The sequence below is a fragment of the Streptomyces sp. NPDC043896 genome, assembly GCF_056435605.1.
The window spans coordinates 447,712-473,169 of record NZ_JBWKEE010000002.1 but is presented as its reverse complement, the minus strand read 5'-3'; the positions used below and the strand labels follow the sequence as shown (position 1 = coordinate 473,169).

The 25,458-nt window shown below is 73.7% G+C and carries 20 protein-coding genes; 11 read left to right on the top strand and 9 right to left on the bottom strand.

Annotation, left to right across the window (positions count from 1 at the left end; genetic code table 11):
- Window positions 1-527 precede the first annotated feature (527 nt).
- Both AC069X_RS04780 and AC069X_RS04775 read left to right on the top strand, forming a co-directional pair.
- Window positions 528-1,739 (top strand): M4 family metallopeptidase, encoded by a 1,212-nt coding sequence (locus AC069X_RS04780; RefSeq protein WP_478725079.1) that lies wholly within the window; start codon window positions 528-530, stop codon window positions 1,737-1,739.
- A complete protein-coding gene (locus tag AC069X_RS04775) occupies window positions 1,736-2,038 on the top strand; it encodes a protealysin inhibitor emfourin (protein ID WP_478725077.1) in 303 nt (100 codons plus the stop codon). The genes AC069X_RS04780 and AC069X_RS04775 overlap by 4 nt, the downstream gene beginning before the upstream one ends.
- A 22-nt stretch (window positions 2,039-2,060) precedes the next feature.
- Here AC069X_RS04775 and xdhC read toward each other — a convergent pair whose 3' ends face one another.
- From xdhC to AC069X_RS04760, 3 genes are read right to left on the bottom strand one after another with little or no spacing between them, the layout of a single operon-like run.
- Window positions 2,061-2,870: a xanthine dehydrogenase accessory protein XdhC gene (gene xdhC / locus AC069X_RS04770; RefSeq protein WP_478725125.1), complete on the bottom strand. Its 810-nt coding sequence runs from the start codon at window positions 2,868-2,870 to the stop codon at window positions 2,061-2,063.
- Between the two features lies 1 nt (window position 2,871).
- Window positions 2,872-5,247: a xanthine dehydrogenase molybdopterin binding subunit gene (gene xdhB, locus AC069X_RS04765; protein ID WP_478725075.1), complete on the bottom strand. Its 2,376-nt coding sequence runs from the start codon at window positions 5,245-5,247 to the stop codon at window positions 2,872-2,874.
- Window positions 5,244-6,713: a xanthine dehydrogenase small subunit gene (locus tag AC069X_RS04760; RefSeq protein WP_478725073.1), complete on the bottom strand. Its 1,470-nt coding sequence runs from the start codon at window positions 6,711-6,713 to the stop codon at window positions 5,244-5,246. The genes xdhB and AC069X_RS04760 overlap by 4 nt, the downstream gene beginning before the upstream one ends.
- Before the next feature lie 832 nt (window positions 6,714-7,545).
- Here AC069X_RS04760 and AC069X_RS04755 point away from each other — a divergent pair.
- Both AC069X_RS04755 and AC069X_RS04750 read left to right on the top strand, forming a co-directional pair.
- A complete protein-coding gene (locus AC069X_RS04755; RefSeq protein WP_478725071.1) occupies window positions 7,546-7,773 on the top strand; it encodes a CbtB domain-containing protein in 228 nt (75 codons plus the stop codon).
- 14 nt (window positions 7,774-7,787) lie between these two features.
- Window positions 7,788-8,600, top strand: coding sequence for a CbtA family protein (locus AC069X_RS04750; RefSeq protein WP_478725069.1), 813 nt, complete (start codon window positions 7,788-7,790; stop codon window positions 8,598-8,600).
- A 94-nt stretch (window positions 8,601-8,694) separates the two neighbouring features.
- Here AC069X_RS04750 and AC069X_RS04745 read toward each other — a convergent pair whose 3' ends face one another.
- Window positions 8,695-8,967: a hypothetical protein gene (locus tag AC069X_RS04745; protein ID WP_478725067.1), complete on the bottom strand. Its 273-nt coding sequence runs from the start codon at window positions 8,965-8,967 to the stop codon at window positions 8,695-8,697.
- Between the two features lie 261 nt (window positions 8,968-9,228).
- On the opposite strand from AC069X_RS04745, the gene AC069X_RS04740 reads away from it, so the two are divergent.
- Window positions 9,229-10,659 (top strand): amidohydrolase family protein, encoded by a 1,431-nt coding sequence (locus AC069X_RS04740; RefSeq protein WP_478725065.1) that lies wholly within the window; start codon window positions 9,229-9,231, stop codon window positions 10,657-10,659.
- Between the two features lie 47 nt (window positions 10,660-10,706).
- Here the strand turns inward: AC069X_RS04740 and AC069X_RS04735 are convergent, their stop codons facing one another.
- Window positions 10,707-11,939: an FAD-dependent oxidoreductase gene (locus AC069X_RS04735; protein ID WP_478725064.1), complete on the bottom strand. Its 1,233-nt coding sequence runs from the start codon at window positions 11,937-11,939 to the stop codon at window positions 10,707-10,709.
- A 296-nt stretch (window positions 11,940-12,235) separates the two neighbouring features.
- Here AC069X_RS04735 and AC069X_RS04730 point away from each other — a divergent pair, with 296 nt between their 5' ends.
- The gene (locus AC069X_RS04730; RefSeq protein WP_478725062.1) at window positions 12,236-12,460 is read left to right on the top strand and encodes a hypothetical protein; all 225 of its coding nucleotides are present in this window, start codon (window positions 12,236-12,238) and stop codon (window positions 12,458-12,460) included.
- Between the two features lie 334 nt (window positions 12,461-12,794).
- Here AC069X_RS04730 and AC069X_RS04725 read toward each other — a convergent pair whose 3' ends face one another.
- The 3 genes from AC069X_RS04725 to AC069X_RS04715 form a co-directional block, all read right to left on the bottom strand.
- Entirely contained in the window at window positions 12,795-13,994 is a 1,200-nt protein-coding gene (locus AC069X_RS04725) for an MFS transporter (RefSeq protein WP_478725060.1), read from the bottom strand.
- 83 nt (window positions 13,995-14,077) lie between these two features.
- A complete protein-coding gene (locus AC069X_RS04720) occupies window positions 14,078-15,385 on the bottom strand; it encodes a DegT/DnrJ/EryC1/StrS family aminotransferase (RefSeq protein ID WP_478725058.1) in 1,308 nt (435 codons plus the stop codon).
- Window positions 15,379-16,452, bottom strand: coding sequence for an NAD-dependent epimerase/dehydratase family protein (locus AC069X_RS04715; RefSeq protein ID WP_478725056.1), 1,074 nt, complete (start codon window positions 16,450-16,452; stop codon window positions 15,379-15,381). The genes AC069X_RS04720 and AC069X_RS04715 overlap by 7 nt, the downstream gene beginning before the upstream one ends.
- 813 nt (window positions 16,453-17,265) lie before the next feature.
- Here AC069X_RS04715 and AC069X_RS04710 point away from each other — a divergent pair.
- From AC069X_RS04710 to AC069X_RS04690, 5 genes are all read left to right on the top strand, one after another.
- Window positions 17,266-18,750, top strand: coding sequence for an aldehyde dehydrogenase family protein (locus tag AC069X_RS04710; RefSeq protein WP_478725054.1), 1,485 nt, complete (start codon window positions 17,266-17,268; stop codon window positions 18,748-18,750).
- A 69-nt stretch (window positions 18,751-18,819) separates the two neighbouring features.
- The gene (locus AC069X_RS04705; RefSeq protein WP_478725052.1) at window positions 18,820-20,367 is read left to right on the top strand and encodes a GMC family oxidoreductase; all 1,548 of its coding nucleotides are present in this window, start codon (window positions 18,820-18,822) and stop codon (window positions 20,365-20,367) included.
- On the top strand, window positions 20,364-21,485 hold the full coding sequence (locus tag AC069X_RS04700) for a quaternary amine ABC transporter ATP-binding protein (RefSeq protein ID WP_478725050.1): 1,122 nt from the start codon (window positions 20,364-20,366) through the stop codon (window positions 21,483-21,485). The genes AC069X_RS04705 and AC069X_RS04700 overlap by 4 nt, the downstream gene beginning before the upstream one ends.
- A 94-nt stretch (window positions 21,486-21,579) precedes the next feature.
- Window positions 21,580-23,673, top strand: a complete 2,094-nt coding sequence (locus AC069X_RS04695; protein WP_478725048.1) for an ABC transporter permease subunit — start codon at window positions 21,580-21,582, stop codon at window positions 23,671-23,673.
- Between the two features lies 1 nt (window position 23,674).
- On the top strand, window positions 23,675-24,673 hold the full coding sequence (locus AC069X_RS04690; RefSeq protein ID WP_478725046.1) for an ABC transporter substrate-binding protein: 999 nt from the start codon (window positions 23,675-23,677) through the stop codon (window positions 24,671-24,673).
- 95 nt (window positions 24,674-24,768) lie between these two features.
- Here AC069X_RS04690 and AC069X_RS04685 read toward each other — a convergent pair whose 3' ends face one another.
- Window positions 24,769-25,194 carry a subtilase-type protease inhibitor gene (locus tag AC069X_RS04685; RefSeq protein ID WP_478725045.1) on the bottom strand — a complete coding sequence of 142 codons (426 nt, stop codon included), beginning with the start codon at window positions 25,192-25,194 and terminating at the stop codon, window positions 24,769-24,771.
- Between the last annotated feature and the right edge of the window lie 264 nt (window positions 25,195-25,458).

The window sequence follows — 25,458 nt, the reverse complement described above, 5'->3', positions numbered from 1 at the left end:
CCTCGTACTGGACGTACTCGGGCTTCCGCCCGGTGCGGCGAGAGCGCGTGCAAGGCGTCGCGGGGCAGACGGAAGTTCGACGACAGGCCCTAGGGCCGGGGCCGCGCGGTCAGGGGCGGCGCCGGCAGGCGGTGACGCGGTCGCCGTGGCCCAGCCGGCGGACGGTCAGCGGCGCGCGGCCCGGAAGGGGCCGCGTACGGGAACCACCGTACCCGCGGGCCGACTTGGAACGATCATGGCGTGAAGCGTCGGCCGTCGCTGCGTTTGCCGGCGGTTGCGGACGGCAGGAGACTGGTGGTATCAGCGTGGCCGTGCCGCGGGGAACAGGGCTGACCGGGCCGATGCCGGCGCCTGTCGCATGCTTGCCGTGGGTCGCGCCCACGCGTCCGCCCCGGTCACCTCAGGGGCCCGTGAACGCCGTCCCGGCCGGTCGAATCCCGGCCACCGTCGCGCACGTTCACCCTTCGAATTCTGCGGCCGGAACGATGAACCGTCAACCGTCGGTCCTCGCACCCCGGAGGTGCACCATGAGCAGGACCCGCCCGATCAGCTGCATCACTCCCCCGTACGTCCTCGACAAGCTCCTGGAGAGCGACGACGGCGACGTCCGCCAGGCGGCGCTGGCCACCCTGCTGGCCACCGCCCGGCTGCGGGGCGAGCGCTCCGTCCGCGCGGGCCTCGCCGGCGCTGACACACCCGGCAACGCCCGGCGCACCGTGTTCGACTGCGAGCAGGGGGAATCCCTCCGCGGCGCCGTCCTCGCCAGGTCGGAGGACGGCCCGGTGTCCGGGGACGCGTCGGTCAACCAGGCGTTCGACGCCCTCGGGCTGACCCGTGACTTCTTCAAGGAGGTGTTCCAGCGCGACTCGATCGACGGGCGGGGCATGCGCCTGGACGGATTCGCCCACTTCGGTTTCCGGTTCGCGAACGCCTTCTGGGACGGCCGGCGCATGGTGTTCGGCGACGGGGACGGGAGGGTGTTCAGCGACCTCACCCGTGACCTCTCCGTCGTCGCGCACGAGATGGGACACGGAGTCACCGAGCACACCTCGGGGTTCGAGTACCACGTGCAGTCCGGGGCCCTGAACGAGTCGATGTCGGACGTCTTCGGCTCGCTGGTCAAGCAGTGGTCGCTGAAGCAGACGGCCGAGGAGGCGGACTGGCTGATCGGCGCCGACGTGTGGAGCCCGGGCATCGAGGGCGACGCCCTGCGGTCGATGAAGGCGCCGGGCCAGGCGTTCGACCATCCTCTGCTCGGGAAGGACCGCCAGCCCTCCCGCATGAGCAAGTTCGTCCACCTGCCCGATACCGAGGCCGGGGACAACGGCGGGGTGCACATCAACTCCGGCATTCCGAACAAGGCGTTCCACGCGACGGCCGTGGGCATCGGCGGATTCGCCTGGGAGACCGCCGGAGCCATCTGGTTCGAGGCCCTCAAGGCGTCCGGCCCCCAGGACCAGTTCCAGGACTTCGCGGACACCACCTTCCGCAAGGCCGGGGAGCTGTTCGGCGCCGGCAGCCCCGAGCAGACGGCCGTACTGGCGGGGTGGCAGGAAGTCGAGATCCAGGTGCGAGGCGTTCCGGCCGGCCTCGGGCGGTCCCGGAGCTTCCCGGTCAACGGGCACGGCGGCGCCGGCCGGGAGACCGATCTGGCCGCCCTGGTCCGGCAGATCAGCGCCGTGGACGACAAGCTGACGGCGCTGGCCAGGGAGGTCTCCGCGCTGAAGGCCTCCCGATGAGGGTGACCCTCGAATCGCACGGCGGGCTGGCGGCCGCGGCCGGTCTGGACCGCCCGCCCCAGGTCGTGGACACCGACACCCTGCCGGAGGAAGCGGCGGCCGAGCTGGCCCGGCTGGTGGCGGCGGCCGTGGAGACACCACGGCCGGCCGACGACGGCCGCGCCAGGGACGCGATGAGCTACACGATCACCGTGGAGGACGGGGCCCGTTCGGCGGTCCTCCGGCAGTCGGACGCCTCCAGGTCACCCGCCTTCGCCGCCTTGCTGGCCTGGCTCCGGCGGCACTTCGCGCAGGAATGAACCCGAGGACGGGACGGCACCCTCACCCGCCGTCCCGTCCGAAGGTGCGGAGCAGGTCGGCCGCGACGCCCACCGCGATCGTGGCGGGCTCCTTGCCGGTGATCTCCGTCAGCCCGATCGGGGTCTTGATCCGGTCGATGGCGGCGTCGTCGTGCCCTCCCTCGGTCGCCAGACGGTGCCGGAACCGCGCCCATTTGGCGGCCGAGCCGATCAGTCCGATCGAGCCGAGCGCCGGGGTGCGCAGCGCCGCGTCACACAGCGCCGCGTCCTCGGCGTGATCGTGCGTCATGATCAGGACGTGGGTACCGGGGGCGAGTTCCGCCAGCACCTCCTCCGGCAGGAGGGGCGTGTGGTGCACGTGGACCTGCGCCACCGCGTCGGCGAGCACGCCGAGCCGCTCGTCGGTCAGCTGGCCGGGCCGGGTGTCGATCAGGTGGAGGTCCAGGTCCTGGCGGGCCAGGATGCGGGCCAGTTCCAGTCCGACGTGCCCGACCCCGAAGACGGCCACCGCCGGTACGACGCGCAGCGGTTCCAGCAGTACGCTCACGGCTCCGCCGCAGCACTGCACGCCGTGCGGGCCGGTGACCTTGTCGTTCAGGGCGAAGTCCATCAGCTCCGGCTCCGCGTCGGACGTCCCGATCACCTCGCGGGCCCGGTCGATCGCGACGGCCTCGATGTTGCCTCCGCCGATCGAGCCCCAGGTCTCGGTCCGTCCCACGACGAGTTTGGCGCCGGCCTTGCGGGGGGCGTGGCCGCGCACGGTCGCGACGGTCACGAGCACGCCGGGTTCCCGGCGGGCCCGCAACCGCGCGACCGCGGCCACCCACGTCATGTCAGGCATTGCTCAGAGCGCTCGTGTCGGCGGGGATCCCGCCGCCGGTGCCGCCGGCGCGGGCGGCCTCGATCGCCCAGTACACCGCCTCCGGGGTCGCCGGGGAGGCGAGTTCCACGCTGACCCCGGCGGGCCCGAAGGCCGCGGCGGCCTGCCGCAGGGCCTCCCGTACGGAGAAGGCCAGCATCAGCGGGGGTTCGCCCACCGCCTTGGAGCCGTAGACCGCGCCCTCCTCGGTGGCGTTCTGGAGCAGGGTGACGTTGAACTCCTCGGGCATCTCGGAGAAGCTCGGCAGTTTGTAGGTGCTCGCGGCCTGGGTCAGCAGCCGGCCGCGGTTCGGCCCGTCGCCGCCGTCCCAGCGCATGTCCTCCAGCGTGAGCCAGCCCGCGCCCTGGACGAAGCCGCCCTCGACCTGGCCGATGTCGATCAGCGGGGACAGGCTGTCGCCGACGTCGTGGACGATGTCCACCCGGCGGACGCGGTACGCGCCGGTGAAGCCGTCCACCTCCACCTCGGTCGCGGCGGCGCCGTGGGAGAAGTACTTGAACGGTGAACCCCTGAACGCCTTCGCGTCCCAGTGCAGTCCCTCGGTCCGGTAGAAGCCGGCCGCGGACAGCTGGACCCGCTGGAAGTAGGCGGTGCGGACGAGTTCGTCCCAGCCGAGTTCCTTGTCGCTGCCGAGGACGCGTGCGACGCCCTCGACGACGCGCACGTCCGAGGCGTTCGCGCCGAGCTGGGTGGCGGCCACCTGGAGGAGCCGCTCACGCAGCTGCTCACAGGCGTTCTTCACCGCCGCGCCGTTGAGGTCCGCGCCGGCGCTGGCGGCGGTGGCCGAGGTGTTGGGCACCTTGTCGGTGCGGGTGGGGGCGAGCCGTACCTTGTGCAGCGGGATACCCAGCGTGGTGGCGGCGACCTGGAGCATCTTGGTGTGCAGGCCCTGGCCCATCTCGGTGCCGCCGTGGTTGATCAGGACCGAGCCGTCCTTGTAGATCAGCACCAGCGCGCCGCCCTGGTTGAAGGCGGTGAGGTTGAAGGAGATGCCGAACTTGATGCCGGTCAGCGCGAGCGCCCGCTTGGTGTGCGGGTGGGCCGCGTTGAAGGCCGCGATCTCGCGCCGGCGGTCGGCGATGCCCCCGTTGTCCTTGACCTGCTGCCAGACGGCCGCGATGCGTTCGGGCTGGAGGACCTGCTGCCCGTACGGGGTGCACTGGCCCGGCCGGTAGAAGTTGCGCTCCCGCAGCTCCGTCGGGTCGATGCCGAGCAGGGGCGCGCACCGGCCCATGATGTCCTCGATCACCAGCATGCCCTGCGGTCCGCCGAAGCCGCGGAAGGCGGTGTTGGAGACCTTGTTGGTCTTGGCGATGCGGCCGGCGATGCGGGCGTTGGGGATCCAGTAGGTGTTGTCGATGTGGCACAGCGCGCGGGCCACCACCGGCTCGGAGAGGTCCAGGCTCCAGCCGCCGTCGGCGGTCAGCGTGGCGTCGAGGGCCCGGATGCGGCCGTCGGCGTCGAAGCCGATCTTCCACGCGGCGTGGAACCCGTGCCGCTTGCCCGACATGGTCAGGTCCTGGGTGCGGTTGAGCCGCAGCCTGACCGGCCGGCCGGTGAGCAGGGCGCCGAGCGCGGCGACGGCCGCGAACCCGTGCGGCTGCATCTCCTTGCCGCCGAAGCCGCCGCCCATGCGCAGGCACTGCACGGTCACCTCGTGGCTGTGCAGGCCGAGCACGTGCGCGACGATCTCCTGGGTCTCCGAGGGGTGCTGGGTGCTGCTCTGGACGAACACCTGCCCGGCCTCGTCGATGTGGGCCAGCGCGGCGTGCGTCTCCAGGTAGAAGTGCTCCTGCTCGGAGAACCGGAACTCGCCGGTGAAGACGTGCGCGGAGTCGGCGAGGCCGGCGTCGACGTCGCCGGTCACCATCATGGGCCGGGCGCCGTGGAAGCTGCCGGCCTCGATCGCCTCCTCCAGGGTGACCAGGGAGGGCTGCTCGTCGAGTTCCACCTCGACGGCCGCGGCGCCGAGCCGGGCCGCTTCCAGGGTCTCACCGAGCACCCAGGCGACGGCGTGGCCGTGGAACATGACCTCCTCGGGGAAGAGGGGTTCGTCGTGCTTCATCCCGGCGTCGTTGACGCCGGGCACGTCGGCGCCGGTCAGGACACGGACGACGCCGGGCACGTCGAGCGCGGGCGCGGTGCGCAGCGCGGTGATCCTGCCGCGGGCCTTCATGACCTGGACGGGGTGGGCGTGCAGGACGTCCTTGGTGCGGTGGACCAGGTCGTCGGTGTAGAGCGCGGCGCCGGTGACGTGCAGGACGGCGCTCTCGTGCGGTACCGGAAGACCGACGACGGGCTTCTCGGGGCGTTCGGACAGTCGGCTCATGACGGCACCGCCTCGGTGGTCTGTGCGTACAGCTTCAGCAGGCTCTGGCCCAGCATCGCGGATCGGTAGCCGGCGCTGGCTCGGTGGTCGTCCATCGGCGTGCCCTCGGCGCGCAGCAGGCCGGCGGCGGCCTCGGCGGTCTCCGCCGTCCAGGGCCGGCCCTCCAGGGCGGCCTCGGTGGCGAGGGCGCGGATCGGGGTGGCGGCCACGCCGCCCAGGCCGATGCGCGCCTTGCGGACGGTGCCGTCCTCGATGTCGAGCGCGAAGGCGACCGCCACGCTGGAGATGTCGTCGAAGCGCCGCTTGGCGATCTTGTGGAACGCGGTCACCGGTGCCGGCGGCAGCGGGACGCGCACGGCACGGATCAGTTCGCCGGGCCGGCACACGCTCTGCCGGTAGCCGGTGAAGTAGTCGCAGAGGGGGACTTCCCGCTCCCCGTCGGCGTCGGCGAGCAGCACCGACGCCTCCAGGGCGAGCAGGACCGGCGGGCTGTCACCGATGGGGGATCCGGTGCCGAGGTTCCCGCCGAGGGTCGCGCTGTTGCGGATGAGCCGGGAGGCGAACTGCGGGAACAGTTCGGCGAGGAGCGGGACCGTGCCGTCGAGGCGGCGTTCGATCTCGGTGAGGGTCAGGGCGGCGCCGATGACGACGGAGTCGGATGTGACCCGCAGCTCCCGCAGTTCGGGCAGCCGCTCGACGGCGACCACGCAATCCGCGCGGCGGGCGCGGATGTTGACCTCCACGCCCCAGTCGGTGCTGCCGGCGACGACCACGGCCCCGGGCCGTTCGCGCAGCAGCCGCAGCGCCTCGGGCAGGCTGCCGGGCCGCAGGAACGTGCTGTCGTCCCGGGTGTACCGGGTGGGGACGGGTTCGGGCGGGGACTGCTCGCGGCGCCGCGCGAGCGGGTCGTCCCCGGTGGGGGCGCCGACGGCGAACGCGGCGTCACGGATCGGGCGGTAGCCGGTGCAGCGGCACAGGTTGCCGCTCAGCGCGTGCAGGTCGAAGCCGTTCGGCCCGTGCTCGGGGTCGGTGCCCTCGGCGGGGTCCGGCTCCGCGTGCGCGCAGCGGCCGGGCCGGTAGTACTCGGCGGCCATGCTGCACACGAACCCCGGTGTGCAGTAGCCGCATTGGGAGCCGCCGCGGACCGCCATCTCCTCCTGCACCGGGTGCAGGACGGGCGGCGTGCCGGGCTCGCCGGGGGTGGCGAGCCCTTCGGAGGTGACGACCTCCTGGCCGTCGAGCGCCGCGACGGGGACGAGGCAGGCGTTGACCGCCACCCAGTCGGTGGGTTTGTCCACGCCGGGCCGGGCCACCAGGACGGAACAGGCCCCGCATTCGCCCTCGGCGCAGCCCTCCTTCGTCCCGGTGAGGCCGCGCTCGCGCAGGAAGTCGAGCACCGTGGTGTGGGGGGCCGCCGGAGAAATCGGAGTTTCTTTCCCGTTGACCGTGATCCGCGCCGCTACCATGGCACGTCCTCATTTCGGAGCGCGGTGGAACTGACTGACGTCATCGCCATTTCAGAAGCTTTCTGTTTCGGTGGCGCAGCTCGAAACCACGGAGAGCGCGCATCAGCGTGCGGCGAAATGCCGCAGGCAGTGACAGAAATCGAAAAAGACCGGGGCCGCAACAGGGCACGCCGGAGAAGGGGCTGTTCAGCAGCCGTGTGCTACGCGGCCCGGAGCCCAGGCGATCTGGTGAGCGAGGCGAATCAGTTCGGAGATGGTCGACATCCGACTTCGCCTCCTTCCGTCAACTCACGAGCCGGTCCGGCAGAAGTTACGTTGCCGCAGGTCCTTCGGTCAAGCGACCGAACGGGCCCTCGGACGGGGCGTTTCCGCGCGCACTCCGGCCAGCCGGCCGGGGTGGCGGACGGCATATGCGAGGAGTTTCTCTCCCTCTCGCCGCACCTGCGCGAACATCGGGAGTTCCGGTGTGGCGGATGCCCGGCGGCCCCCTGCCGCGAGCGCCCCCGCCTGCCGGCCGGCACACCCGCCGCGGCCCCGGCGCCCCGGCGCACCCTCCAGCCCGGCCTGAGCCCGGCTCCGGTACGGACGCCCGCGTCCCGTGTGATCAGCGACTCATCCGCTTGGTCGGACCGCGTGCGGGACGGTAGCGTCACGGCGACATCTGAACATAGCGACGACGGCGAGACGGAAGCCCGGTGAGAATCCGGCATGGTCGCGCCACTGTGTGCTGCGACGACACCCCCGCACGGGAGTGGGTCGCGGTGAGTCAGACCCTCGGACCGTCGTTCCGCACCACCACATGGGACGCGTCGTTCCCCGAGGAGGTTCCACCATGGCCGAGGCACTCGCTTCCGCAGCCATCCCCGCCCCCGCCGTCTCCCCGTCGGCCCCCCTGCCCGTCAAGGCCGTCCTGCCCTGGGCGCTCTTCACCGGCCTGCTGATGCTCGTCGCCCTCTACTTCGTCGGCGCCGAACAGGGCGCCACCGCCGTCTTCTCCGGCGAGGCCGTCCACGAGTGGGTCCACGACGGACGCCACCTCCTCGGCTTCCCCTGCCACTGAGAGGCACACGCACCATGTACGCCTCCACCGTCAGGGGTCTCCTGGTCCGCGGCATGCTCGCGGGCCTGATCGCAGGCCTGTTCGCCTTCGCCGTCGCCTACGTCGTCGGTGAGCCTCCCGTCCGCGGCTCCATCGCCGTGGAAGAGGCCGCGGCCGCCCACTCCGCCGCCCACTCCGGTCACGGCGACGCCGCCGCCGAGGGGGCCGAGGAAGAGGAACTCGTCAGCCGGCCCGTCCAGTCCACCCTCGGTCTCGCCACCGGTGTCCTGGTCTACGGCGTCGCCCTGGGCGGCATCGCCTCCCTCGCGTTCGCCTTCCTCCTGGGCCGCGCCGGCCGCTTCGGCCCGCGTGCCACCGCGGCCCTCACGGCCGCCGGGGCCTTCACCACCGTCTACCTGGTGCCGTTCCTGAAGTACCCGGCCACCCCGCCGGCCGTGGGCAATCCCGACACCATCGGCCAGCGCACCACCCTGTTCTTCCTGATGATCCTCCTGAGCGTCCTCCTCGGCGTCGGCGCGATCATCCTCGGGCGGCGCCTGGCCCCCCGTCTGGGCAACTGGAACGCCACCCTCGCCGCCGGGGCCGGCTTCGTCGTCGCCACCGCCGTCGCCTTCCTGGTCCTCCCCGCCAACACCGACGCGGCCAAGCCGGACTTCCCGGCCGCCCTGCTCTGGGAGTTCCGCGTGGCCTCCATCGCCGTCCAGGCCGTGCTGTGGGCCGCGTTCGCGATCGTCTTCGGCGTCCTCGCGGAGCGTCTCCTCAGCCACCGCACCGACCCCGCCGGCACCGGGGCCACGACCGCCCGGCCCGCGCCGGCCGTCAACTGACCTGGCGACAGGCCCTGGCACCACCACCGCAGAGCCCCGCCGTCCCGCACACCCGGGACGGCGGGGCTCTTGCCATGCGGGGGCTGGTGGTGGATCAGGCGTCGTCGGCCAGCTGGGCGATCCAGCCGTACGGGAGCTCCTCGCCGTCGACGGTGACGGCCTCGACGGCCCGGCTCTCGGGGTCGATCTCCGCCTGGACCCCCTCCCCCTCGTAGCGCGGGTATCCGGAGACGCCGGTGGCACCGGTGGCGCGGACCCGGGCGGTGCGCAGGACGGCGTCGTGGCCCTTGGCGTCCTGGACGCCGGGCGGACCGGGGCGGAGGACGACGGTGTACCGGTCCGGGGCGGGGTGGGCGGGGGGTGTCATGGGGTCAGGCTAGTGACCGGGGCCGCCGCCCGGTCCGAGGCGCGGCGGGAGGCCGTCCGGTCAGGCGAGGTGACGGTACGCCGGCTGCGGCATGACCGGTATCCGACCGGAACGGAAAGAGTTTTCCGCTGACGCCTATCGAACGGGCGTCCGCTGGGAATGCTCCGGTCAGTCTCCCCGCCCCGGTACGGCGCCCCGTCTCCTCCTCCGCGTCGCCCCCGGGCGGGCCTTCCGTTCTGAGCCCTCGGGAGGTACCACGCCATGCAGTCCTTCCCCGCCCCGCCGCCGGCCCCCAGCCGCCGCGGCCTCCTCGCCGGCCTCGGCCTGGCCGCCGCCGCTCCGCTCGTCCTCGGCGCCACCCCCCGCACCGCGCACCGCGACCTCCCGTCCGGGCCGCCCGCGCCGGGCGTACGGACGGTGCTGCTCCGCGGAGCCTCCCTGGTACTCACCATGGACCCCGCCCTCGGCGAAGGCCCCCTCGGTGCCTTCGAGAACGCCGACGTCCTGATGCGCGACGGCGCCGTGGCCGCGGTGGGTCCGGGCTTACGGCCGCCGGCCGGCACCTGGGTGGTGGAGGCTTCGGGCAAGCTGGTCATGCCGGGATTCGTCGACACCCACAACCACCTCTGGCAGGCGGTGATCCGGGGCGGGTGTACCGACCGGGACCTGTTCGGCTGGTTCAAGGGCTGTACCGACCCCCAGCGCGGCCGTCTGACGCCCGCGGCCCTCCACAGCTTCGTCCGGCTGGCCGCGCTGGACGCCGTGCAGTCGGGCGTGACCACCCTGGTGGACTGGGTGGACATCTTCTCGTACGACCTCGTCGCGAGCTACGTGCGGGCCCTGGCCGGGACCGGACTGCGGTTCACGTACGCCATGTTCCCGCCGGCGCCCGACGGGGCGCTGGTGGCCAAGGTGAAGAAGGAGCTCGTCGACCCGGTGCCGCTCGCCTCCTTCCAGGTCGCCACGCACGCGGCACGGGCCGCCGAAGCCCACAACCGCGCCCACTGGGAGACGGCCCGGGAGCTGGGGGTCATGCTCAACTCCCATGTGCTGGAGCGTCCCGAGCAGCGCGCCGACGACCCCCTCGGCGTCCTCTCCGACATCGGCGCGCTGGGTCCGCGGCTCCTGATCAACCACGCGGTGCACCTGACGGACGCGGAGATCTCCGCCCTCGCCGACCACGACGTGCGCGTGGCCCACTGCCCGCTCAGCAACATGCGGCTGGCCTCGGGCATCATGCGGCTGTCCGACCTCGGCCGCAGGGGCGTCAAGGTCGGGCTCGGTCTGGACGGCGGGACCAACGACACCTCCGACTTCCACGCGCTCATGAAGACGGCCGTCGGGCTGCAACGCGCCCGCACGGCCGAGGCCGGGGTCTTCCCGCAGGTCCACGACGTCCTGCGGATGGCCACGCTGGGCGGCGCCGAGGCCCTCGGGATCGCGGACCGGGTGGGTTCCCTGACCCCCGGCAAGCGGGCCGACCTCGTGGTCGTCGACCCGGCCGCCCTGAACTTCGCACCGCGCTTCGACTGGGTGGGCCAGCTCGTCTTCAACGGCCGCCCCGAGAACGTCGACGCCGTGTTCGTGGACGGGCGGGCGCTGAAATTCGGCGGCCGGCTGGTCGACGTCGACACGGAGCGCGTCGTACGGGAGGCCGAGGCCGCCGCCGCCCGCCTGCGCGCCGCCGGATAGCCCGCCCTCCGGGTACGGCCGCCGGGGGCCCGCCGTACCCGGAGCGGTCAGCGCAGGGACTCCTTCGGGGGGCGCTCGCGGAGGGCTCCGTAGCCGATGAAGTAGGCCGGGACGCGGTTCAGCCAGCGGGAGTCCGTGACGAGTTCCGTGAGGCGCTGCGCGCGCCGGGGGTCACCGAAGGCGGTGCGGCCGGCCAGCAGGGGTTCGATGACCTGGGTGTGGGCCAGGCGCTGGAGGCCCTGCGTCGCCACCGTGGTGGGCCAGCGGCGCAGTTGCACGCGGCGTACGTCGTGCAGGCCCACGGTGCCCTCGCGCAGCGGGCGCACCAGGTGGCGGGCGGCGGCCACCGCGTCCTGGACGGCGAGGTTGATGCCGATGCCGAAGACCGGCGACATCGCGTGGGCGGCGTCGCCGATGCACAGCAGCCCGGGGCGGTGCCAGCGGCGGAGCCGGTCGAGCCGTACGTCGAGCAGTTTGACCTCGTCCCAGGAGGTGACGGAGCCGGCCCGGTCGGCCAGCCACGGCGCGGCGTCCGTGAAGCGGGTCATGAAGCGCTCCAGCCCTTCGGCGCGGCGCTCGGCGTCCGTGCCCTTGGGGATGAGCGCCGCGCACTGCCAGTAGTCGCCGCGGTCGATGAGCGCGGTGAAGAAACGGTCGCCGAGGCCTCCGACGAGCCCGGTGGGGTCGTCGGCGCGGCGCGGCAGGCGGAACCACCAGGCGTCCATGGGGCAGGGGAAGCCCTCCAGGCCGAGTTCGGGCAGCTCCCTGGCCAGTGAACTCCGGCCGTCGCAGGCCACGGTGAGGGTGGCGCGCAGCTCGCCGGTGCGGCCGTCGGCGGTGCGGTAGCGGACGCCGCCCACGCGTCCGCGCTCCATGAGGAAGGAGGTCGCCCCGGTGTGCATGCGGAGCCGGAAGGAGGGCTCCTTGCGCGCTTCGTCGGCGAGCAGGTCGAGCAGGTCCCACTGGGGCACCATCGCGATGTAGTTGTACTTCCCGTGCAGCGCCCCGATGTTGCCGACCGTGACCAGGGAGCGGTCCGGGCCGACGGGCAGCCGTACGGAGGTCACCCGGCGCTGCGGCAGCCGGGCGAAGCGCTCGGCGAGGCCGATCTCGTCCAGGAGCGACAGGGTCGAGGGGTGCACGGTGTCGCCGCGGAAGTCGCGCAGGAAGTCCCCGTGCTTCTCCAGCACCGTCACCTCGACCCCGGCTCGCGCCAGCAGCAGCCCCAGCACCATGCCGGCGGGCCCGCCTCCCACCACGCAGCAGGTCGTGCGTTCCACGGCAGCACACCCCTTTCCGTTCCGCGCCGCCGAAATGACGACTCACAGGTAGGTGACTAGCATGGGCTGAGGACGGCTGCCACCGCGAAGAAAGGTCTTTCACCTGCGGTGATGAAATCGTCTCGGGGAATGTGCGGTCCAGCCCGACGGTCCGCGGCTCGAACGGCCGCGTTGACGGCGGACACGCCCTCCACACGTTTACCGGAACAGGGAACACCTCCGTGCTGTGGGCGAAAGGAGGCAGAAACCGCTTGGCGCCGCGTGAGCGGCGCAGTGACGAGAAGGGTTCTGGAACCATGCGAGCACTGAGAATGAAGCGGCTCTTCGCGGCATCCGCGATCGGCGTCCTGATGGCCGGCGGCGCCGCCCTCGGAGCGGCGGGTACGGCCTCCGCGGCGACGCCCGCCCACCCGGTCGCGTACGTGAGCGGCGGCGGATGGGACGACGACGGTCACGGGCACGGCCACGGCTGGTACGACGACGATGACGACTGGGGCGGTGGATACGGCGACGACTGCTGACGGGCCAGAGCGCCCTTCGGTCCGTGCGGGCCGCCTCACCGGCGGTCCGCACGGCGGCGCGCCCGGGGCCCCGCGCGTCCGGTGGGCGGGCGCGCCTTGTCGCCGCGAATGGGGCCGCGTCACCGCCCCCGGCGGGGTGCTCCTCCTCTTCCACCCCGCCGGCCGCGCGGAGCATGCCGCCCGCCAACGGCCGCCCCGTCGACCCCGACGACTTCCTCGCAGAGCACCGCGCGAAGCGGCTGCCCGCGCCGGGGTGTCCCTCTCTGCGGGCCATGCGGCGCGGAAGGCGGGGCAGATGATCCGGCTGAACGCGTCACGTCCCGCTCCGGAGGGGTCAGGGACGGCGCAGGCGCGGGGCCAGGGCCGCCATCACCGCCATCAGGGCGGGCAGCACCAGCATCGCCCACCGCAGGGTCGTCGCCTCCGCCAGCGCTCCGATGACCGGAGGGCCCGCGAGGAAGCCCACGTAGCCCACCGCCGACACGGCCGCGAGGGAGGAGCCCGTGTGGTCGGGGCGCAGGGCGGCCGCGTGGGCGAAGACGAGGGGGATGACGGCGGCCATGCCGAGGCCCAGCAGCGTGTAGCCGACGAAGCCGGCCGTCGTCGTCGCGCTGAGGATCGGGATGAGGGCCCCGGTTCCCGCCACGCCGGCGCACAGGAGCGTGAAGCGGACCGTTCCCAGTCCGGCGCGCATCCGGTCGGCGGAGAGCCGGCCGACGACCATGCCGACGGAGAAGACGGCGTACCCCAGGCCCGCGGCTCCGGCCGAGGCGCCGGTCTCCTCCTTCAGGTAGACCGCGCCCCAGTCGTTGACGACCCCCTCCCCCATCAGCGCGCAGAACGCCACCAGTCCGGGGATCCAGAGGCCCGGCCCGGGCAGGGCCAGCAGGGGAACGGCCCGGGTCCGGTGCCCGTCCGGGGGCGGTTCGGGGGCCAGGGCCGTGGCCGCCGCCCCCGCCACGACCAGCAGGACCAGGGCCGTCACCGTGAAGTGCGCCCGGATGCCGATCCCGGCGGAGGCCGCCAGGCCCCCCGCCGTGGCGCCGGCGATGCCCCCGAGGCTGAACATGGCGTGGAAGCCGCCGAGGACGGGCCGGCCGTAGGCGCGTTCGACCAGGACGCCCTGGGTGTTCATCGCGACGTCGACGGCCGTGTTGCCGCACGCGAACACGGCCAGCGCCGCCGTGAGCACCGCGAGGTCCGGTACGAGGGGCAGGCTCGCGAGGGCGCCCAGGTAGGCGGCCATGCCGGCGCACAGGACCCTGCGGCTGCCGAACCGGGCCACGAGCCCGCCCACCACCGGCAGCCCGAGGAAGGCGCCGCCGCTCAGGCCGACGAGGGCCACGGCCAGTTCGCCGGCTGACAGGTCCAGCCGGCTCTGGACGGCTGGCACCCGGGCCGCCCAGGTGGCGAAGGCGGCCCCGGTGACGAAGAAGACGGCGCAGACGGCCACCCGCATCGTCCGTGGGCTCCGGGTCCGCCCTCCGGCGGTGGGTGCCGCAATCCCGCCCGCGGTCTCGGGCTCGTCGCGCATCTACGTCCGTCCCCTTGTCGTTCGTACCCCGGTCGTACCCGGTCCGGCCCGCGCGCCCCGGCGGCGGGTCCGGCCGTACCGTCTCAGCGTGCCGCGCCGGCCGTCCGCCGGGTCAGGGCGATCAGCGCCTCCCGCTCCTCGACCAGGACCTTGTGCAGGACCTCGGCGTAGCGGCGCATCGTCCGGACGTCGTTGGGCGGGCCGAAGGAGCTGAAGCTCTGCCCCAGCACCAGGCGGCGCAGGCATATCTCCTCGCTCACGGGGTACTGCGCCGGATCGTAGTGGTGCCCGGGGCGGGCGTGGCCGCAGCTCCAGGGGCATCCGCGGCCGTAGCCGCGCAGCTCCCGGAACAGGGTCTGCCCGGGAACGGGCTGCGGCTGCCAGCGCATGATCTTCAGGCCTTCCGCGTTCACCGCCCGGGCGAGGGCGTCGCGGAAGGCGGCGACGGGAAGCCCGTCGAGTCCGAGGTCCTCGGGCATGACGAGCAGCGTATAGAAGAAGTAGACGTGCGTGCGGTCCTCGGGCACGGCCGGCGTGCGGATGCCGGGGATTCCGGCGAGGGCCTCGGTGAGCGCCGCGCCGTTGGCCTGCCGGACGAGGGACATCTCCGGCAGGCGGGTGAGCTGGGAGCGGGCGAACGCGGCGGCGAGGACGTCGATGCGGTAGTTCCAGCCCATGATGCGGGCGTTGTAGTCGCGGCTCTGGCCCGGGAGTTCCTCGCCGAACATCAGCACCCGGCGGGCCAGCCGGTGCTGCTCCTCGTCACGGGTCGCGAACAGGCCGCCCTCGCCGAGGGCGGAGAGGGTCTTGGACCCGTTGAGGCTGGCACCGCTGAGCGTGCCGAGGGATCCGACCGGGCGGCCCCGGTATTCGGCGCCGTGGGCCTGGGAGGCGTCCTCGATGAGGACGAGGCCGTGCCGGTCCGTGATGGCGCGGAGGGCGTCGTGGTCGGCGGGCAGGCCGTTGAGGTCCACGGCGACGACGGCGCGGGTCCGGTCGGTGATCCGTTCCTCGATCCGGGCCGGGTCGATGTTGAACGTCGCGGGATCGGTGTCCACGAACACCGGGATCGCGTTGGCCTGGAGCACGCAGGAGGCCGAGGCCAGGAAGGTGTCGGCCGGCACCAGCACCTCGTCGCCGGGCTCCACTCCGGCGGCCGCGATCGCCATGTGCAGGGCCGCCGTACCGGAGTTGGCGGCGAGGACGTAGGGCATGCCGGTGAACTCGGCCCAGGCGGCCTCCAGTTCGGCGACCGTACGCATGGGCCAGTGCCAGGGGGTGGCTTCCTCCAGCGCGTCGAGCACGGCCTTGCGGTCGGCGTCGACGATGAGCGGCCAGGGGGCCACCGCGTTCTCGGGCAGCAGCGGGGAACCTCCGTCGACGGCTAGCACGTCCTGGCCTCCTCGGCGGTGACGGACCCGGCCGCGGCACCGACCGCTGCGGTCAGCGTGACCCTGCGGCGGGCGGGGGGTTCTCGGCGGAACACGGCCTTGGCGGAGGGGATTTCGGGGAAGGGGCCGAGCAGGTCGGCGAGACCGGCCAGGCCCTCGGCCAGGCTGACGCGCGGGGCGAAGCCCAGCCCTTCGAGACGGGTGACGTCGGCGAGAAGGGTGAAGCTGTCCGCCAGGCTGGACGCGTCGGCGTCCAGCAGCGCGGGGCGCCCGGTCGCCGCGCCCACCGCCTCGGCCAGCTCGCGCATCGAGACGGCGGTGCCGGTGCCCAGGTTGTAGACCTCGCCGTCGGCGCCGAGGCCGGCCAGGGTCATCATGGCCCGGCACAGGTCCTCGACGTGGATGAAGTCGCGGCGCTTGCGGTCGATGTCTCCGACCACCGGGATGGGCTGCTCGTTGAGGTGCCAGCGCATGAACTGCGAGACTTCGCCGCCGGCCCGGCGCGGGTCCTCGCCGGGGCCGTAGACCACGAAGGACCGGCCGATGACGACGGGGAGTCCGGCCGTCGCGTGCAGGCTGCGCAGGGTCAGCTCCCCGGACAGCTTGGAGGCCCCGTACGGCAGGAACGGCTGCGTGGGGTGGTCCTCCCGGATGGGGCTGTGCAGCGGGGTCCCGTAGACGATGGCGGAGGAGAGGTAGACGAGGCGGCGGACGCCCAGTTCCAGGCAGGCGTTGCCGACGTTGCACGTCCCGAGGGCGTTGAGGTGGAAGTCGTGGCGGGGGTTGGCCACCGACTCGGTGCCGCTGGCGTTGCCGGCAAGGTGGAACACGGCGTCGGCGCTCTGCAGCGCCAGTAACGTCTCCCCGTAGTCCCGCAGGTCGGCACGGACGTAGGAGACGCCGGGCAGGGCCGCGAGGTCGGGGGGAAGGGGGGCGTGGTCGACGACGGTGACCTTCCGGGACAGGAGGCTGAGGGCCGTGACGAGGTGCCGTCCGACGAATCCGGCGCCGCCGGTGACGGCCACCGCCTCGTAGTGCGCTCCGGGCATGTCGGTGCCGTGGTGCACGATCACTCCATTCGGGGTTCGGGCTTCGGACTTCGGACTTCGGGCTTCGTGGCGAGGGGCGAAGAGACGGAAGGAGAAGGAGGAGGGGAAGGGGAACGAGCGGGCCCGGGCGGACACTGCCCGGTGGCCACTCGGGGCGCGCACGCACGCCGGCCGCCGCGCACCCGGCGGTGCGCTGAGAAGGGGGTGCCGTTCACCCCTGGCCCGCCCCGCAGTGCGCTCGGGCACCTGATCGGTTGAGGCCCGACCAGTTCACCACGGCTCCTCGGCGTGGGCGCAAGGGGCGCCGGGGAGACTGGCCGAGACTGCTTCCCGCCCTCCCGAGCGACGCCGGGAGGAGCGGAGCCGCCCCGTTCCCGCGATGATCGAGCGCGTACGGAGCCCCTGTGCCGAACCGGAAGCCCGGCGGCCGCCGCTCCCCGCCAGAGCCCGGATGGCCGGTTCGGCGGACTTGACCTTTCGCCCCGGACGGGATTTTCCACCCGAACACGACGGAGCAGGACGAGCCGGGTACCGCCGGGCGCGGCGATGCGGCGGACCGGGCCGGACGGCGGGCCGGCGGTCGTGGTCCGCGTGGACCTGATCCGCCGGGGCCGCCGGACCCGCCGCGGGCGCCCGCACGAGGGCGACGCGGACCGACCGGCGCCCCCTCCTCCGCAGGCCGCCCCCTCTTCCGAAGGCGCGCTCACGTGGCGTGACTCCCGTCACTTCCCGTGACGGATGGGGCATGTGGGCCGGGCCGCAGGGCAAGCGCGCCGAAGCAGCACGCACCGCGGGTGAGCCGCGGTGCCGGAAGCGGAGGTACAGCGCGTCGTGTCGGAGCAGAGAACCATCCACATCGCCGGGACCTGGCGGTCCGCGGCCTCGGGGGCCACGCGTGAGGTCCTGGACCCGGCGGACGGGACCGTCCTCGCGCTCGTCGCCGAGGGCGGCGCCACGGACACCGACGCCGCGGTCGCCTCCGCCCGGGCCGCCTTCGACGGCGGCCGGTGGCCCCGTACCCCGGTGGCGGAGCGCGCCGCCCTGCTGCGCCGCACCGCCGACCTGCTCCAGCGCAACCGCGAGTGCCTCGCGCTGCTGGAGAGCCGGGACGCGGGCAAGACCCTGGAAGAGGGGCGCGTGGACGTGGACTGCGTCAGCGAGGCCTTCCGCTACTTCGCCGACCTGGTCTCGGCGGAGAGCGCCGGACGCGTGGTCGACGCCGGATCGCCCGACGTCCACAGCGTCGTGGTCCATGAACCGGTCGGCGTCTGCGCCCTGATCACCCCGTGGAACTACCCGCTGCTCCAGGCCGGCTGGAAGGTCGCCCCGGCCCTCGCCGCGGGCAACACCTTCGTCCTCAAACCGAGCGAGATCACCCCGCTGTCCACGGTGGAGCTCGTCCACCTGCTGGCCGAGGCCGGCCTGCCGGACGGGGTCGCCAATCTGGTCACCGGCCCCGGCGACCCCGTCGGCGCCCGGCTGTCCGCCCACCCCGATGTCGACCTCGTCTCCTTCACCGGCGGCCTCGCCAGCGGCAGGAAGGTCATGCGGGCGGCGGCGGACTCCGTCAAGAAGGTCGCCCTCGAACTCGGCGGCAACAACCCGAACGTGGTCTTCGCCGACGCCTGCGCCACCGCGGAAGGCTTCGACACCGCCGTCGACCAGGCCCTCAACGCCGCCTTCATGCACAGCGGCCAGGTCTGCTCGGCCGGATCCCGGCTCATCGTCGAGGACCGCGTGGCCCAGCGCTTCGTCGCCGAACTCGCCCGCCGGGCCGACCGGATCCGCCTCGGCCGCGGCACCGACCCGGGCGTCGAGTGCGGGCCCCTGGTCTCCGCCGCCCAGCTCGCGCGGACGCAGGAGTACGTGGACTCCGCCCTCGCCGAGGGCGCGGTGCTGCGCTCCGGCGGTACCCGGCCGGAGGGGCCCGGCTACTTCTACCGGCCGACCGTCCTGGACGGCTGCCACCGGGGGATGCGCGTCGTGCGGGAGGAGGTCTTCGGGCCGGTGCTGACCGTGGAGACCTTCTCCACGGAGGACGAGGCCGTCGGACTCGCCAACGACACCGAGTACGGGCTCGCCGGCGCGGTGTGGACCTGCGACCCGGGCCGCGCCCGCCGGGTCGCGGGCCGGATGCGCCACGGCACCGTCTGGATCAACGACTTCCACCCCTACCTGCCGCAGGCGGAGTGGGGCGGGTTCGGACGGTCCGGCACCGGCCGTGAGCTGGGGCCGGCGGGCCTCGCCGAGTACCGCGAGACCAAGCACGTGTACCAGAACCTCGCTCCGCGCCCCGTGCGCTGGTTCGCGGGCTGACGGAGGAGGAGAACCATCAACACCGATCCGAGCACGACCACGGACCCGGGCACGGCCAAGAGCGGCGGCGTGCGGGAGTACGACTACGACTATGTCGTCGTCGGTGGCGGAACCGCCGGCTCCGTCATCGCCTCCCGGCTGACCGAGGACCCCTCGGTCACCGTCGCCGTGATCGAGGGCGGCCCCAGCGACGTCGGCCGGCCCGACGTCCTGACCCTGCGCCGCTGGACGGGCCTGCTGGGCGGCGAACTCGACTACGACTACCCCACCACCGAGCAGCCGCGCGGCAACTCCCACATCCGGCACAGCCGCGCCCGCGTCCTCGGCGGCTGTTCCTCGCACAACACGCTCATCGCGTTCAAGCCGCTGCCGTCCGACTGGGACGAGTGGTCGGAGGCGGGGGCCGAGGGCTGGCACGCCGCCGCCATGGAGCCGTACTTCGGCAGGCTCCTCAACAACATCGTCCCGGTGGCCGCCAAGGACCGCAACGCCATCGCCCGCGACTTCGTCGACTCCGCCCGGGAGGCCCTGGGCGTCCCGCTCGTCGAGGGCTTCAACCGCAAGCCCTTCCACGAGGGCGCCGGCTTCTTCGACCTCGCCTACCACCCGGAGGACAACAAGCGTTCCTCCGCCTCGGTGGCGTACCTGCACCCCGTGATGGACGAGCGCCCCAACCTCCGCCTCCACCTGGAGACCTGGGCGTACCGCCTCGACCTCGACGGTGCGCGGGTGCGCGGGGTGCACGTCCGGGCGCAGGACGGCACCCGGTCCCTGATCACCGCGCGCCGGGAGGTGGTCGTCTGCGCGGGCGCCGTCGACACCCCGCGGCTGCTGCTGCACTCCGGCATCGGCCCACGTGCCGACCTGGAGGCCCTCGGCATCCCCTCGGCGCACGATCTGCCCGGGGTGGGCGAGAACCTGCTCGACCACCCGGAGTCGGTGATCGTCTGGGAGACGGACGGGCCGATCCCCGAGAACTCGGCGATGGACAGCGACGCCGGACTGTTCGTGCGGCGCGACCCGCGGTCCCAGGGCCCCGACCTGATGTTCCACTTCTACCAGGTGCCCTTCACCGACAACCCGGAGCGCGTCGGCTACGAACGGCCCGCGCACGGGGTGTCGATGACCCCGAACATCCCCAAGCCCCGCAGCCGCGGCCGCCTCTACCTGACCAGCGCGGACCCCGAGGTCAAACCGGCCCTGGACTTCCGGTACTTCACGGACGAGGAGGACTACGACGCCCGTACCCTCGTCGACGGCATCAGGCTGGCCCGCGAGATCGCCGCGACCGAGCCGCTGGCGGGCTGGCTCAAGCGGGAGGTGTGTCCCGGACCCGAGATCACCGGCGACGAGGCGCTGAGCGCGTACGCCCGCTCCGTCGCCCACACCGTCTACCACCCGGCGGGCACCTGCCGGATGGGCGCCGCCGACGACCCCGGCGCCGTCGTGGGGCCGGACCTCCGGGTGCGCGGCCTCGACGGCGTCCGGATCGCGGACGCGTCCGTCTTCCCGACGATGACCGCGGTGAACCCGATGATCGGCGTCCTGATGGTGGGCGAGAAGGCCGCCGAACTGCTGGCCGCCGAGCAGCCGGCCGCGGAAGGCGGTGCCCGATGAGCACCGCCCCCGCCACCACCTCCGGCCCCGCCACTCCCGCCGGCCCCGCCGCTCGCGCCGGCTCGGCCGCCCCCGTGTTCTCCGTCGAGGGCCTCTGGAAGGTGTTCGGCCCCAAGGGCGCGGCCGCGAAGGTGCCCGGCTCGGAGCACGCGGGGCTGCCGGCGGCCGAACTGCGCGAGCGCACCGGCTGCACGGCGGCCGTCCGCGACGTCACGTTCGACGTCCGCAAGGGCGAGGTGTTCGTGGTGATGGGCCTGTCCGGCTCGGGCAAGTCCACCCTCGTACGCTGCCTGACACGGCTGATCGAGCCCACGGCCGGGACCCTGGCCCTCGACGGCGAGGACGTCCTCGCGATGGACGCCGGCCGGCTGCGCGAACTGCGCCGCCACCGGGCCGCGATGGTCTTCCAGCACTTCGGGCTGCTGCCCCACCGCAGCGTCCTGGACAACGTCGCCTACGGCCTGGAGATCCAGGGCGTCGGCCGGGCCGAGCGCCGCCGCAAGGCCGCCGAAATGGTCGGGAAGGTCGGCCTCGCGGGGCTGGAGGAGCGTCGTCCCGGACAGCTGTCGGGCGGCCAGCAGCAGCGCGTCGGGCTCGCCCGGGCACTGGCCGCCGACCCCGAAGTACTCCTGTTCGACGAGCCGTTCAGCGCGCTCGACCCGCTGATCCGGCGCGAGATGCAGGACGAGGTCGCCCGGCTCCACCACGAGGAGGGCCGCACCATGGTCTTCATCACCCACGACCTCGCCGAGGCGCTGCGCCTGGGCGACCGCATCGCGCTGATGCGGGACGGCCGCATCGTGCAGCTCGGCACGCCCGAGGAGATCGTCGGCTCGCCCGCCGACGACTACGTACGGGACTTCGTGCGCGACGTCCCGCGCGAGCAGGTGCTGACCGTGCGCAGCGCGATGCGTCCCGCCGCCGGTGACGCGGCCGGGCAGGGCCCGGCGCTGGCCCCGGCCGCCACGGTGGCCGACGCCATCGAGGCCGTCGTGCGCAGCGGCGGCCCGGTCCGGGTCGTCGACGGGGGCCGGTGCCTGGGCGTGGTCGACGAGGCCGCGCTGCTGAGGGTGGTGGCCGGGATGCCGGCCGCCGCCGGGCGGGAGGAGGCGGCATGAGAAGGACCCGTGAACCGCGCCGCCCCGACGGCCCGGGCCGTGCCGCCCGGCCCGCCGTCCCCGTCCTCGTTCCCCGCGCCGGGGGGTGGGGCCGATGACCGCGGCCACCGCCCCCGCCCGCGAGCCCTCCCGGCCGGGCGGCCCGCAGTCGCCCGGCCGGCCCGGGGCAGCGGGGCCCACCGCCGGCCGGCACACGAAGGCCGCGGCCGGAGCAGCCGCGACCGGGACGGCCGCGCACGCCGCGGCCGGGCGGCGGCGCACGGCCGGCGGGTTCCTGCGGCGCGGTCCGCTGCTGCCCCTGGCCGTCGCCGCCGCCGTGCTGGTGCCGCTCGCCGTGGCCTTCCCCGCGTCCGGCGGCTGGCCCTCGGCCCTGACCGTGGACCTGTCGGGTCCGCTCGGCCGGGCCGGCGACTGGATCATCGACCACCGGGACAGCCACCCGCTGTTCCTCTACTTCTTCGGGCACGTCAGCAATGCCGTGGTCGTGTCCGTCCGGGCCGTCTACGTGGTGCTGCTCGCCGCGGGCTGGACCGGGGTGACCGCGCTGGCCGCGCTGGTGGCCTGGCGGCTCGCGGGCATGCGGCTCGCGCTGACCAGTGCCGCCGCCTTCGCCGCGTGCGGGCTGCTCGGCATGTGGGTGCCGGCCATGCAGACGCTCGCGCTGATGGTCGTGGCCGTCGCGGCGGCCGTCGCCGTCGGCGGGCTCCTGGGACTGGCCGGCGGTCTCTCCGCGCGCGCCGGCCGGGTCCTGCGTCCCCTGCTGGACACCATGCAGATCCTCCCGGCGTTCGCCTACCTGCTGCCGATGGTGCTGGTCTTCGGGATCGGCGTGCCCGCCGCCGTGCTGGCCACGGTGGTGTACGCCGCCCCGCCGATGGCACGCCTGACGGCGCTCGGTCTGCGCGGGGCCGACGCGGGGGTGCTGGAGGCCGCCGCGTCGCTCGGCGCCACCGGGCGCCAGCGGCTGCTGACCGCCCGGCTGCCGCTGGCGCGCCGGCAGATCCTGCTCGGCGTCAACCAGTCCGTGATGACCGGCCTGTCGATGGCCGTGATCGCCTCCGTGATCGGCGCGGGCGGCCTCGGCGACCGCGTCTACCAGGCGCTCGCGTCCGTCGACGTCGGCGCCGCCCTGGCCGCCGGCATCCCCATCGTGCTGCTGGCCGTGGTGCTCGACCGCACGGCGGACGCGGCGGGGCGCAGGACCGGCGCGGACGACTCCCCCGCGCTCGGTGCGCGGCAGCGCCTGCTCCGGGTGTTCAACGGCTGGTACGGATGGCTGCTCACCGTCCTGGTGGCGGTGGCCGTCGGTGTGGCGGGCCGGATCGCGGGCACCTCGCGGTGGCCGGAGTCCTGGACGGTGTCCATCGCCGAGCCGGTGAACGCGGCGGTCGCCTGGACGACCGCCCACCTGTACTCCGGGGTGCCCGTCGTCGGGGGCACGGCCGACTGGGCGGCCCGGTTCACCGGCTGGGTCCTCGATCCGCTGCGCGGTGGCCTGCAGGCCGCGCCGTGGTGGCTGCTCCTGCTGCTGGCCGGGGCGCTCGCCCTGCTCGTGGGCACCCGGCGCACCGCGCTGACGGCCGTCCTGGCCCTCGCCGCGGTCGGCGTGCTCGGCGTGTGGGAGGCCTCGCTGGACACGCTCTCCCAGGTCGTCGCCGCCGTGGCCGTCACGCTCGGGCTCGGTTCCGCCGTCGCGGTGGCCGCCGCCGGCAGCGCCCGTGCGCAGCGGCTGCTGCGGCCGGTGCTGGACGTCTGCCAGACGCTGCCGCAGTTCGTCTACCTCATCCCCGTGGTGGCGCTGTTCGGGGTGGGGCGGGCACCTGCCGCGGCCGCCGCGGTCGTGTACGCGGTGCCGGCCGTCGTCCGGATCACCGTGCAGGGGCTGCGCGAGGTGGACCCGGCGGCGGTGGAATCGGCCCGTTCGCTGGGCGCGACCCGGTGGCAGCTGCTGCGGCAGGTCCGGCTTCCGCTCGCCCGGCCGGCGTTGCTGCTGGCCGTCAACCAGGCGGTGGTCCTGGTGCTGGCCGTCGTCATCATCGGCGGCCTGGTCGGCGGGGGCGCGCTCGGGTACGACGTCGTCCTCGGCCTGGCGCAGGGAGACCTGGCGACCGGTCTGGTGGCCGGTGCCGCGATCGTGTGCCTCGGCCTGCTGCTCGACCGTGTCACCCAGCCCGTGAAGGAGGCCTGAGATGTCCGAGCGCACCTGCGAGCTCGCGTCCGGGCGGCGCGGACGCGGTCGCCGCGGCACCGCCCTGCTCGCCGCCCTCACCGGGCTCGCCGTACTGACCGGCTGCGGAGCGGCCGACATGACCCGGCAGGCCTCTCCGTACGCCGCCGCGCAGGACGCGAGGACGGTCACCCTCTCCGTCCAGTCCTGGGTGGGCGCCCAGGCGAACACCGCCGTGGCCGCCCACCTCCTCGAACACGAGCTGGGCTACCGCGTGGACACCGTGCAGGTGGACGAGGTCCCCGCGTGGGACGCCCTCAGCCAGGGGCGGGTCGACGCGATCCTGGAGGACTGGGGCCACCCGGAGCAGGAGGAGCGGTACGTCGAGGGCAAGAAGACGATCACCCGCGGTGGTGACCTGGGCGTGACGGGCCACATCGGCTGGTTCGTCCCCACCTACTTCGCGGAGGCCCATCCGGACGTCACCGACTGGAAGAACCTCGACAAGTACGCCGGCCTGCTGCGCACGGCGGAGAGCCGGGGCAAGGGGCAGCTGATGGACGGCTCCCCGTCGTACGTCACGAACGACAAGGCGCTGGTGAAGAACCTGGGCCTCGACTTCGAGGTGGTCTTCGCCGGCTCCGAGGCGGCCCAGATCACCCAGATCAAGCAGTTCGCGAAGGAGCGCAAGCCCTTCCTGACGTACTGGTACAAGCCGCAGTGGCTCTTCGAGCGGGTCCCGATGACCGAGGTGAAGCTTCCCGAGTACACCGAGGGCTGCGCCGACGACCCGGAGGAGGTGGCGTGTGCCTATCCGCACACGCCGCTGCAGAAGTACCTGAACACGCGCTTCGCCGAGTCCGGGGGCCGGGCCGCCTCCTTCCTCCGGAAGTTCCACTGGACGACGGCGGAGCAGAACGAGGTGGCCCTGATGATCGCCGAGGAGAAGCTGTCGCCCCGGCAGGCGGCGCGGCGGTGGGTCGAGCGCAACGAGGACGTCTGGCGGCCTTGGCTGGACTGACGACGGCCGCCCGCAGGCCTTCGGTACGGGCCCCCGCCCCGTGGGCGGGGGCCCGTACGCGCGTCCGCCGGCCCCGGGGCTGCGCCGGGGGCCCGTCAGAACGCGTAGAGCGCGTTGCCGTTCAGGGTCGCGGACATCTCGCACGGGTTGGGGAAGGTGTGGGACCAGGCCATGCGGGCGCCGTTCCAGACGCCGTCCGCCGTGACGGTGACGGGGGCGTAGTGCCTGGGGCAGGAGCGCTCCGGGTCCGGGGCGGACACCAGGTCGTCGAAGTCGCCGCCGGTGGCGTTCAGGGCGTCGCACGCGGCGCGGGGGTCGGGGTGCGTCCCCTCCGCGGTGTAGGCGCAGCTGAGGACGGCCGCCCGCTGGACGGTGCCGGTGGCGGCGTCGGCGCCCTGGGTGATGGTGAGGACCACGGCGGACGGACCGTGCGGGCTCGCGGGCTGGGCCCCGGCGACGCCCGTGGCGCCGGCGAGGCAGAGGAGGGCGGCGGCGGAGACTACGGCTAAGCGGTGACGCACGAGAACACTCGCTTTCGATTCCAAGGATTTGAATGCGCAACATCTTTCATGCGGCGCTCAACTTGGGCCGACACTGCCAGACCTGAAGGACCCTCGCACATCGACGATCGAATTACGGACAGTGAGTTCGAATATCGGATCATGTCGCCTCGCGCGGGTCCCACCGGGTCGCGGCCCGCACACCCCGCGCGAGGGTCCCGTCCGGGGCACCGCCCGCCCCCTCCAGGCTGACCGGAACGATGCGGTGCCGGGCCGGGCGGGGTC

What these genes read in the sequence shown, in the direction of transcription:
- AC069X_RS04780 (WP_478725079.1), top strand. Translation starts at nt 528, where the DNA reads ATGAGCAGGACCCGCCCGATCAGCTGCATCACTCCCCCGTACGTCCTC.
- AC069X_RS04775 (WP_478725077.1), top strand. Translation starts at nt 1,736, where the DNA reads ATGAGGGTGACCCTCGAATCGCACGGCGGGCTGGCGGCCGCGGCCGGT.
- xdhC (WP_478725125.1), bottom strand. Translation starts at nt 2,870, where the DNA reads ATGACGTGGGTGGCCGCGGTCGCGCGGTTGCGGGCCCGCCGGGAACCC.
- xdhB (WP_478725075.1), bottom strand. Translation starts at nt 5,247, where the DNA reads ATGAGCCGACTGTCCGAACGCCCCGAGAAGCCCGTCGTCGGTCTTCCG.
- AC069X_RS04760 (WP_478725073.1), bottom strand. Translation starts at nt 6,713, where the DNA reads ATGGTAGCGGCGCGGATCACGGTCAACGGGAAAGAAACTCCGATTTCT.
- AC069X_RS04755 (WP_478725071.1), top strand. Translation starts at nt 7,546, where the DNA reads ATGGCCGAGGCACTCGCTTCCGCAGCCATCCCCGCCCCCGCCGTCTCC.
- AC069X_RS04750 (WP_478725069.1), top strand. Translation starts at nt 7,788, where the DNA reads ATGTACGCCTCCACCGTCAGGGGTCTCCTGGTCCGCGGCATGCTCGCG.
- AC069X_RS04745 (WP_478725067.1), bottom strand. Translation starts at nt 8,967, where the DNA reads ATGACACCCCCCGCCCACCCCGCCCCGGACCGGTACACCGTCGTCCTC.
- AC069X_RS04740 (WP_478725065.1), top strand. Translation starts at nt 9,229, where the DNA reads ATGCAGTCCTTCCCCGCCCCGCCGCCGGCCCCCAGCCGCCGCGGCCTC.
- AC069X_RS04730 (WP_478725062.1), top strand. Translation starts at nt 12,236, where the DNA reads ATGCGAGCACTGAGAATGAAGCGGCTCTTCGCGGCATCCGCGATCGGC.
- AC069X_RS04725 (WP_478725060.1), bottom strand. Translation starts at nt 13,994, where the DNA reads ATGCGCGACGAGCCCGAGACCGCGGGCGGGATTGCGGCACCCACCGCC.
- AC069X_RS04700 (WP_478725050.1), top strand. Translation starts at nt 20,364, where the DNA reads ATGAGCACCGCCCCCGCCACCACCTCCGGCCCCGCCACTCCCGCCGGC.
- AC069X_RS04695 (WP_478725048.1), top strand. Translation starts at nt 21,580, where the DNA reads ATGACCGCGGCCACCGCCCCCGCCCGCGAGCCCTCCCGGCCGGGCGGC.
- AC069X_RS04690 (WP_478725046.1), top strand. Translation starts at nt 23,675, where the DNA reads ATGTCCGAGCGCACCTGCGAGCTCGCGTCCGGGCGGCGCGGACGCGGT.